Source organism: Burkholderia sp. Tr-862 (assembly GCF_011753085.1).
GTDB lineage: Bacteria > Pseudomonadota > Gammaproteobacteria > Burkholderiales > Burkholderiaceae > Burkholderia > Burkholderia ambifaria.
Genome location: NZ_VWWG01000214.1, coordinates 1 through 9,462, shown reverse-complemented (window position 1 = coordinate 9,462; position 9,462 = coordinate 1). Strand labels below are relative to the sequence as shown.

The window sequence follows — 9,462 nt, the reverse complement described above, 5'->3', positions numbered from 1 at the left end:
TTCGGAATGGCTGACTCATTTCATCCACTCCTGAATTTACACCCCGTATCGTGAGGGCTTGTTACCAAACGATAAACATCGATTCAGCCGGTTACGCAACCGCCCCGCCGACGCGGTTTTTTTACACGCGCCGTGTAACGCCCGCGTCCGGCCGCGCGCCGCCGTAGGCGGCCTCCAGATAACGCAGCAGCCGGTGCGGCGTCAGCGGCTTCGCGCAGTGCGCGTCGAAGCCGGCGTCCCGCGCACGCTCGCGATCGTTCTGCGACGCGAATGCGCTGCACGCGATGAGCAGCATGTCGCCGGTGCACGGGTCGCCGTGCAGCCGCGTCGCGGGCTTCAGGCCGTCGAGGCCCGGCATCGCGATGTCTCCAGCACGATTGCGAACGGCTGCCAGTCGCGCGCGAGATCGCAGACGGCGAACGGATCGTCCGCGACGCGGCATTCGAAACCGCGCGCCTGGAGCAGCAACCGCAGCGCATCGGCCGCGTCGCGATAGTCGTCGACGACCAGCATGCGGCGCGGCCAGCGCGGCACGCTATCGGGCGCGCGCCACAACAGCACGTCGTCGGCCGCCGGATCGTCACCGGGGATGGTTTGCATCGCGTTTCTCCCTAATCGGAGACGGCCGCGGCGCAAACTGCGCGCCCATGTCGCAGATATCGCCTGCATGCGGCATGCCGGTTGCTGCAGGTCGGCGATATCGTCGATAGGGGAGCCGTCGATGCGCGCACCGCCGATGTTCCGACCCGGCAAGGACTTCGATCCGCCTTTAGCCCGCTGGCGAACCCACCGTTACACCGGCGCGGCGCCAGCCTGCGCGGGAGGACCCGCATGACACGCCACGCGCCCGCGAAGCCCGCCGCGGCCGACGACGAAGCACCGGCCACGCTCGACGCGTGCCGCCGCTGCGGGCTATGGGAACACGCGACGCAGCCGGTTCCCGGCGCGGGGCCCACCAACGCGCGCATCATGCTGGTCGGCGAGCAGCCGGGCGATCAGGAAGACCGCACGGGCATCCCGTTCGTCGGCGCGGCGGGCCGCATGCTCGACCGCGCGCTGGAAGAAGCCGGCATCGAGCGCGCGAGCGTCTACGTGACCAACGCGGTCAAGCACTTCAAGTGGGAACTGCGCGGCAAGCGGCGGCTGCACAAGACGCCCGCGCAACGCGAGGTCGCCGCGTGCCATTACTGGCTCGAACGCGAGCTCGCCGCGCTGAGCCCGCGCGTGATCGTCGCACTGGGTGCAACGGCGCTGCGTGCCGTGCTGCAGGACAACGACGCGACGCTGGAGCGCACGCGCAAGCCGGTGCGCTCGCCCGACGGCTGTCTCGTCGTCGCGACCTATCACCCGTCCTACGTGCTGCGCACGCGCGGCGCCGATTCGCGCGAGCAGGCGTACCGGACGCTCGTCGACGCACTACGCACCGCGTCGCGCCTCGCGCGCGACAGCGGCAGCGGCAGCGGCAGCGGCGGCACGCACGGCGCGCGGGGAGACGCCGAATGAGCGACCTGCGCGGCGACGACGCGTCGCGCGACACAGGTGCCACCGCTGCCGCCGCGCCCGCCGTGCCCGCCGCGAAGCCGTGGTACAGGCGCCTCGGCCCAGGCCTGCTTGCGGGCGCGTCGGACGCCGCCCCGAGCAACGTCGCGGTCTATGCGCAGGCCGGCAGCCAGTTCGGCTTCCACATGCTGTGGATGCCCGTCGTCGCGCTGCCGATGATGGTGACCGTGCAGCTCGCGTCGGCGTTCATCGGACGCGCCAAACCTGAGCGTGACGATGTAGTTGCGTGCGCAACCGTTGAAGCGAAAATGAAAAGCGCGGAGTAAAAAAGCCGGCCAACCGGGCGCCGCGCGTGCGGCACGGCCCGGTTGCCGGCCCGGCGCGGTTACATCATCTTGCCGCGCGAACGTTCGGCACGCGCCGCATCCGCCGCCGATTCGACCTTCTTCACTTCCTCCGGCGGCGGCAGCACGGCCTTGAAGCCCATCGACTCGATCCACATCTCGCGCGCCCAGCCGCGGGTGTGATACAGGTGATGGTCCTCGTCGGCCTCGACCTCATCGTGCGCGGCCTTCAGCGCCTTCGCCGCGTCGCTGTCGCGCAACTGGTCGGCCGCATAGCCGATCAGCTCCCAGTTCAGGTGATCCTTGGTTTCCGCGAGCACCACGCATTCGGCCGCGACGACCTGCGCGACCGCCGGGTCGGCCTGCTTCTTCGCCTGCTCGATCACCTGCACCAGCGACTTGCCGGTCGCCGCCACCGCGGCACGCCCCGGCGACTGCGTGTCCGGATCGAGACCGAGCGTTTTGAATACCTTGCGCAGCACCTCCTGGTGATGCATCGTCTCGCGGTGGTACTTCTCCCATTCCTTGTGCAGGTCCGCGTCGGTCGCGCACTTGATCGCGGCCTCATAGATCTTCGCCCCGCCAAGCTCGGTCTCGTATGCCTGGCAGAGCAGTTCGAGGATGCCTTCGTGCTTCGATTGCCGTTGGGCCATGACTGCTTCTCCGAAAAAGCGGGCCGCCCACGCGGCCCTGGGGTTGAACCGGGCGCGCGTTACTGCGCGCCCACCTTGCGTTGGAGCGTCTCCGCCATGCTCAGGTGATGCTTGAGCGTCGGCAGCGTGGATTGAGCGAACGCGCGCAGCTGCGGGTCCTTGCCGTCGCGCGCCTCGCCTTCGAACAGCGCGACCGCCTTGCGGTGTGCGTCGGGGCCGGCCGCCGCGACATACGCGGTGTCGAAGTCGCGGCCGCTCTTGCCGCGCAGCGCCTCGACGTCCGGATCCGCGATCTGCTCGACCTGCGGCTTCATGCCCTTGCGCGCGGCGATCTCGGTGAGCTTCGCATTCGCCTTGCCGTGATCGGCCACCATGCGTTTCGCGAACGCGCGCACGTCCGGCGAGCGCGCCTGCTTCAACGCGAGCTGGCTCGCCTGCACCTCGGCCTTGCCGGCCATGGCGGCCTTGTCGATGAATTCCGCGTCGCCGCCCTGCGGCGCCTTCGCCATGCCGGCGTCGCCCATGGCGGTGCCCGACGACGGGTTGATCACGCCGCGCGGCACATGCGAATTCGATGCGGGCGGCTCGCTCGGCATCTGGGCGTGCGCGAGTCCCGACACGGCGAGCACGCCCGCGGCGAGCGCCGCGATCGTCCAGTTGGGTTGCTTCATGCGCTTTCTCCTTGCGTGGTGGGAGCCGTCAGCCGCCGACGATCGAGCCGCCGTTCGGATGCAATGTCTGCCCCGTCATGTAGCTCGCGCCTTCCGACGCGAGCAGCACGTAGCAGCCGATCAGCTCGTCGGGCTGCCCCGGCCGCTTCAGCGGCACGTTCGAGCCGAACTTCGCCACCTCCTCGGCGCTGAAGGTCGACGGGATCAGCGGCGTCCAGATCGGCCCCGGCGCGACGGCGTTCACGCGAATATCGCGCTCGGCCAGCTCGATCGACAGCGAGCGCGTGAACGCGACGATCGCGCCCTTGGTCGCCGAGTAATCGAGCAGCTTCGGGCTGCCGTGATAGGCAGTGACCGACGCGGTGTTGACGATGCGTCCGCCGTGCTTCATGTGCGGCAGCGCCGCCTGCGTGCAGAAGATCATCCCGTACACGTTGGTGCGGAACGTGCGCTCGAGCTGTTCTTCGCTCACGTCCTCGATGCCGGGTTGCGGATGCTGTTCGCCCGCGTTGTTGACGAGCACGTCGAGCCGCCCGAACTTTTCGACCGTGCGCGCCACGGCATCGCGCGCCTGGCGGCGCTCGCCGATGTCGCACGCGATTGCCTCGCAGCGCCGGCCGGCCTGTTCGATCAGGCGCTTCGTATGCGCGGCATCGTCCGATTCGTTCAGGTAGACGATCGCGACGTCCGCGCCCTCCTTCGCGAAACCGATCGCGACCGCGCGGCCGATCCCGCTGTCGCCGCCCGTCACGAGCGCGACCTTGCCGGCCAGTTTGCCGCTGCCGACGTAATCGGCCGCCTCGTCACGCGGCTTCGGATGCATGTCCCGCTCGCGGCCCGGCTGCTGCGTCTGCTTCTGGGGCGGCGGGGTCTTTGCCGTGGTCATGAGTTCCTCCTTGAACGGGTGCCGGCGACACGTCGCAAACGGCGTGCCGCGCACGGCGCACCGGCCCGCGCAGGCTTACACGGCCCGAGCCGCGCACCGCATTGCAAGCGTGTGCAGAAACGGCGCGCTCAACGCGGGCTGCCCTGCGTGGTGCCGTCCGGCCGGCGCACGGGATCGAAGTCGCGCCACTGGCCGTCCTGCCAGTCGCCTTCGACGCGCTCGATCGATTGCGCGCCGGTCGCACGCAGCACGTCTTCCGCGGCGGCCGCCGTCGTCGCCGTCACGCGCGCGGCCAGGATCACGCCCGTTTCGGTATGCGCGAGGGTGCCCTTGCCTTCGGCCTGCTGGCCGCGCATCCGGCCGAGCGCGCCGCCGAATGCGCCGAGATACGCGCCGGCGAGTGCGCCGGCGGCCGGCACGAACCAGTAGCGCACGCCGACCGCATAGACGATCATCCCGACGACCGCGCCGATCAGCAGCCCGCGCAGTGCGCCGACCATCGCGCCGCGTCCGCCCGGCTTCGCGGCCGTATCGGCATACACGTCGCCGCCGATCGGAAAGCGCGCGTGCTGGCCGCCCGGGTTCAGGAAGAAGATCGACACGTCGTCCGGGCCGAACGCGCGCTCGTAAAGGTGGCGCGCCCCACCTTCCGCTTCATCGAAGGTCGTGAAGCGGCCTGCGACGATCATCGCCATGCTCATGCTCCTCCTCGTCACGGTGACGGTGATGATGAAGCGCCGTGCACGCGACGGCGCGCACGGCGCGACGCGGCAGCGCTCACATCAGCCGCCCGAGTTCCTTCGATACCGATGCGGGCGTGCCGTATTCGCGATCGGGGATCTTCCGCAGCATGTCGAGCACACCCGGATCCGCATGCGAGCGTTCCGCGCACTCGACGATGTCCGCCTTGCTGGCCGGATAGTCCATCCCCTTCAGCGCCTTCTGCACGTCGACGGGGCTGGGAGCCTTGCCGTGCCCTGTCTGGTGGCCGCCCTTGTCGTGGTCCTGCTGCACCCGCTCGCCTTCGTTCGCGCGCGAGTGGCTGTATTCGTGGCCCGTATGTTGTCGGGATGACATGGAAACCTCCTTCGAATGAAATAGCGGAAAGGCACGCAATTACGTCGGTGCGCGGCGCGCGCGCGCGAATGCGGCAACCGCCAGCGCCGCCGCGCCCAGCGCGATCGCACCGGCGACCTTCGGCCGCTGCACCACCGCGTTGTACGCGCAACCGCGCAGCACGTGCCCCTCCATCCCTTCGCGCTCGTGCAACGCGTGGCGCGATTCGTACAGCGCGTTGTCGTCGCGCGGCCGCGCGGGACGCACCGTGCGCTGGCCGCGCGAGAACAGCGTGGCCGCGACGCGATCGAACAGCCGCGGCGCGTGGTACGCGCTGGCCGACGCGAACTTCGCGGCGCCGCCGACGAACAGCGTGCGGCGCGGATGCGCGGCCGCGAACAGGATCGCGTCGGCGACGAGGTCCGGGTCGTAGATCGGCGGCGCCAGCTTCGCCTCGACGTTCATGTAGTTCTTCGCGTGCATCACGAACATCGTGTCGATCGCGGCCGGCTTGATCAGCGTGACGGACACCGGCAGGTGATCCGACTCCAGCTCGAGCCGCAGCGAATCGGTGAAGCCCTTCACCGCGTGCTTCGATGCGGCGTACGCGCTTTGCAGCGGCACCGGTGCGTCGGACGCCTCGCTGCCCATGTTGATGATCGCGCCGCCGTGGAAATCGCTCTTGCGCCGGAAATGGTCCGATGCGACGAGCGAGCCATGCACGACGCCCCAGTAGTTGGTGTCGAACAGCCGGCGCTGATCCTCGAGCGGCACCGCGGCCGCCGTGCCGAAGATCGACACGCCCGCGTTGTTGACCCACGTGTCGAAGCCGCCATAGGTATCGGCCGCCTTCGCGGCCGCGCGCTGCAGATCCTCGACATTGCCGACGTCGCCGGCAACCGGCACCGCGAGGCCGCCATGCTGGCGAATTTCGTCGCACAGCGTGTTCAGCGCGTCCTCGTTGCGCGCGAACAGCACCAGCTTCGCGCCGCGCCGTGCCGCCTTGCGCGCGGTGACGAGGCCGATGCCGCTCGTGGCGCCCGTGATCACGATCGTCTGCTCGCCGACCGGTTTGAGCATGCACTTCATCAGGGGACTCCTTTCACGGGACGCGATTATTTCGGGCGGATGGTCAACTGGTCGCGCACGTCCTGCACGCCTTCGATCTGCCTGACAACACTCACCGCCTGCGTGCGCTGCTGTTCGTCCGGCACGCTGCCGGTGAGCATCACGACGCCGCGACGCGTCTTCACGTGAATGTCGCCGGCCGACAGGCCGCTCGTGCCGACCAGCTCGGCCTTGGCCTTGGTCGTGATGGTCGCGTCGCGGATCTTCGCGCCTGTGCTCGTATGCGTCGACGACGACATGGATGATGATGACGCGCCGTCGTCGCCGGCGGCGAACACGTTCGGCGCGACGGCCGTGCAGACGGCAGCCGCGGCGATCGCGACCGCCATGCCGAGGCGCGTCGCGGGATGACGGCGGACGCGCGGTGCGCGGGCTTGCAGCGGGAATACCTTCATCGTGACCTCCTTTCGTGGGGGCCGGCATGGCCGGCGGGTAGCCGCATGGCGCAAATCGCGTGCCGCGCGCAGTACGCCGCATGGGCGCGCGGCACGCCGATCGGACGCCCTTTCATCCAACGCGTTGTAATTTTTTCGGCGCACCGGCGGGCGGCTTCGCGCGCAAAACCCCGGGCATGCCGATTGCCGAATCGGGACGCAACGGGGCCCGTCGGCGCGGGCCTCGACCACCGGAGCAACACCATGCAGAGAATTGCGTTGATCAGTGAACATGCGTCGCCGCTGGGAGTGATCGGCGGCGTGGATGCGGGCGGGCAGAACGTCTATGTCGCGAACGTCGCGAAGCAGCTGGCCGAGCGCGGCCTCGACGTCGACGTCTACACGCGTTGCGACCATCCGCACCTGCCCGAAGTCGTGGAGATCGGCTCGCGCATGCGCGTGATCCACGTGCCGGCCGGCCCGCCCGTCGACGTGCCGAAGGAGCGGCTGCTGCCGTACATGGGCGCGTTCGCGGACCACATGATCGCGCGCATGCGGCGCGAACCCGATCCGGTCGACGTGATGCACGCGAACTTCTTCATGTCGGGCGAGGCCGCGCTGCACGTGAAGAAGCGTCTCGGCATTCCGCTCGTCACGACGTTCCATGCGCTCGGCCGCGTGCGGCGGCTGCATCAGGGCGCGGCCGACGGCTTTCCCGATGAACGCTTCGCGATCGAGGACACGCTCGCGCGCTGCTCCGACCGGTTGATCGCCGAATCCCCGCAGGACGCGCTGGACCTGACCACGCACTACCACGCGGAAGCCGCGCGCATCGAGATCGTGCCGTGCGGGTTCGACGTGCGCGAATTCCGGCCGGTGCCGCGTGCCGACGCGCGTGCGCGGCTCGGCTGGCCGCAGAATGCGTTCGCCGTGCTGCAGCTCGGGCGGCTCGTGCCGCGCAAGGGGATCGATACCGTGATCGACGCACTGGCGCGGATGCCGCGCGACCCGCAGCGGCCGACGCGGCTCTACATCGTCGGCGGCAGCCAGGCAACGCCCGATCCGGCACGCGATCCGGAACTCGCGCGGCTCGCCGCGCTCGCGCACGACACCGGCATCGCCGAACGCGTGATCTTCGTCGGCCGGCGCGAGCGCGAGGTGCTGCACCTGTACTACAGCGCGGCCGACGTGTTCGTGACGACGCCGTGGTACGAGCCGTTCGGCATCACGCCGGTCGAGGCAATGGCATGCGCGACGCCGGTGATCGGCAGCGACGTCGGCGGCATCCGCACCACGGTGGACGACGGCGTCACCGGCTACCTGGTGCCGCCACGCGATCCGGCCGCGCTCGCCCAGCGGCTCATGCAGCTGCGTGCGCGGCCCGACCTGTGCGACGCGCTCGGCCGCGCTGGCTATCTACGCGCGCACCGCTTTTATACGTGGCGCGGCGTGACCGACCGCCTCGTCGACATCTATTGCGACGTCGCGCATCCGCAGCGCGCCGGCACGGCGGCCAGCGGCCGGCACACGCCCGTCGCCGCCGCGCCGGGCGGCCTCGCGCACCGCAAGGAGAATGCATGATGAAGGGCTACGATCGCAAACGCGTCCTCGTCACCGGGGGCGCCGGCTTTCTCGGCTCGCATCTGTGCGAACGCCTCGTGACGGCCGGGCACGACGTGCTGTGCGTCGACAATTTCTACACGGGGACGAAGGACAACATTGCTCACCTGCTCGACACGCCGAACTTCGAGCTGATGCGGCACGACGTGACGTTTCCGCTGTACGTCGAGGTCGACGAGATCTACAACCTGGCTTGCCCCGCGTCGCCGGTGCATTACCAGCGCGACCCGGTGCAGACAACCAAGACCAGCGTGCACGGCGCGATCAATCTGCTTGGCCTGGCGAAGCGCGTGAAGGCGCGCATCCTGCAGGCGTCGACGAGCGAGGTGTACGGCGACCCCGACGTGCACCCGCAGGACGAGCACTACTGCGGCCGCGTGAACCCGATCGGCCTGCGCGCGTGCTACGACGAAGGCAAGCGCTGCGCGGAAACGCTGTTCATGGACTATCACCGGCAGTACGGCGTCGACGTGCGGATCGCGCGCATCTTCAATACGTACGGGCCGCGCATGCATCCGGCCGACGGGCGCGTCGTGTCGAACTTCATCACGCAGGCGCTGGCCGGCGAGCCGCTGACCGTCTACGGCGACGGCCGGCAGACGCGCTCGTTCTGCTATGTCGACGACATGGTCGACGCGCTGATCCGGCTGATGGACGAACCCGGCGACGCGTGCGAGCCGGTGAACCTCGGCAGCGACGACGAGATCGCGATGATCGATATCGCGCGCGAGGTCGTGAGGATCGTCGGCGCGACGGTCGCGATCGAGTTCCGCCCGCTGCCGTCCGACGATCCGCGCCAGCGGCGGCCCGATCTCGACGTCGCGCACCGGCGCCTCGGCTGGCGCGCCACGACGCCGCTCGCGACCGGGCTCGCGCATACCGCGCGGTATTTCATCCATCGGCAGGAGGTGCATCATGAGCCGGGCGACCTCGTGCGCAGCACGCGGATCGCGTCGCACATGCTCGCGCAGATCAGCGCGCGAAACCGGCCGGCGGCGGCGACATGAGGAGGAATGCGATGACTTGACCCGGCGTCACGGCGCATGCTGCCGCGACGGCCGATGCGCGTCACGCGTCAGCTGTCGCGCGGCGTCGCATGCGCGATCTTGTGCGCCAGCTCGCGCACGTCGACCGGCTTGCACAGAAAGGCGTCGAAACCCGCTTCGAGCGCGCGCCGCTCGTCGGCGGGGCCCGCGTGCGCCGTCACGGCCAGCACGCGCAGGTCGCGCG

10 protein-coding genes and 3 pseudogenes are annotated in these 9,462 nt (G+C 69.5%); 4 read left to right on the top strand and 9 right to left on the bottom strand.

Annotation, left to right across the window (positions count from 1 at the left end):
• Positions 1-121: 121 nt before the first annotated feature.
• A pseudogene (locus F3J14_RS31445) lies at positions 122-600 on the bottom strand (response regulator).
• 231 nt (positions 601-831) lie between these two features.
• On the opposite strand from F3J14_RS31445, the gene F3J14_RS31440 reads away from it, so the two are divergent.
• Together F3J14_RS31440 and F3J14_RS31435 are read left to right on the top strand one after the other, a co-directional pair.
• On the top strand, positions 832-1,503 hold the full coding sequence (locus F3J14_RS31440; RefSeq protein WP_166726247.1) for a UdgX family uracil-DNA binding protein: 672 nt from the start codon (positions 832-834) through the stop codon (positions 1,501-1,503).
• A pseudogene (locus F3J14_RS31435) lies at positions 1,500-1,787 on the top strand (divalent metal cation transporter); the annotation flags it as partial. The gene F3J14_RS31440 and the pseudogene F3J14_RS31435, both read left to right, overlap by 4 nt.
• Positions 1,788-1,885: 98 nt before the next feature.
• Here the strand turns inward: F3J14_RS31435 and F3J14_RS31430 are convergent.
• From F3J14_RS31430 to F3J14_RS31400, 7 genes are all read right to left on the bottom strand, one after another.
• On the bottom strand, positions 1,886-2,497 hold the full coding sequence (locus tag F3J14_RS31430) for a DUF892 family protein (protein WP_166726246.1): 612 nt from the start codon (positions 2,495-2,497) through the stop codon (positions 1,886-1,888).
• Positions 2,498-2,556: 59 nt separating this feature from the next.
• Positions 2,557-3,168, bottom strand: coding sequence for a DUF4142 domain-containing protein (locus F3J14_RS31425; RefSeq protein ID WP_166726245.1), 612 nt, complete (start codon positions 3,166-3,168; stop codon positions 2,557-2,559).
• A 28-nt stretch (positions 3,169-3,196) separates the two neighbouring features.
• A complete protein-coding gene (locus tag F3J14_RS31420; protein ID WP_166726244.1) occupies positions 3,197-4,054 on the bottom strand; it encodes an SDR family oxidoreductase in 858 nt (285 codons plus the stop codon).
• A gap of 128 nt (positions 4,055-4,182) precedes the next feature.
• Positions 4,183-4,749, bottom strand: coding sequence for a hypothetical protein (locus tag F3J14_RS31415; protein ID WP_166726243.1), 567 nt, complete (start codon positions 4,747-4,749; stop codon positions 4,183-4,185).
• A gap of 82 nt (positions 4,750-4,831) precedes the next feature.
• Positions 4,832-5,131: a DUF2795 domain-containing protein gene (locus F3J14_RS31410; protein WP_006754831.1), complete on the bottom strand. Its 300-nt coding sequence runs from the start codon at positions 5,129-5,131 to the stop codon at positions 4,832-4,834.
• A 39-nt stretch (positions 5,132-5,170) separates the two neighbouring features.
• Complete coding sequence (locus F3J14_RS31405) at positions 5,171-6,199, bottom strand: SDR family oxidoreductase (RefSeq protein WP_166726242.1); 1,029 nt, start codon at positions 6,197-6,199, stop codon at positions 5,171-5,173.
• A 26-nt stretch (positions 6,200-6,225) separates the two neighbouring features.
• Positions 6,226-6,633, bottom strand: coding sequence for a BON domain-containing protein (locus tag F3J14_RS31400; protein WP_166726241.1), 408 nt, complete (start codon positions 6,631-6,633; stop codon positions 6,226-6,228).
• 243 nt (positions 6,634-6,876) lie between these two features.
• Here F3J14_RS31400 and F3J14_RS31395 point away from each other — a divergent pair, with 243 nt between their 5' ends.
• Entirely contained in the window at positions 6,877-8,193 is a 1,317-nt protein-coding gene (locus tag F3J14_RS31395; RefSeq protein ID WP_166726240.1) for a glycosyltransferase family 1 protein, read from the top strand.
• Positions 8,193-9,239 carry a UDP-glucuronic acid decarboxylase family protein gene (locus F3J14_RS31390; RefSeq protein ID WP_166726248.1) on the top strand — a complete coding sequence of 349 codons (1,047 nt, stop codon included), beginning with the start codon at positions 8,193-8,195 and terminating at the stop codon, positions 9,237-9,239. Before F3J14_RS31395 ends, F3J14_RS31390 begins: the two co-directional genes overlap by 1 nt.
• Positions 9,240-9,307: 68 nt before the next feature.
• Here the strand turns inward: F3J14_RS31390 and F3J14_RS35930 are convergent.
• Positions 9,308-9,462 (bottom strand): annotated as a pseudogene (locus tag F3J14_RS35930) (response regulator); the annotation flags it as partial.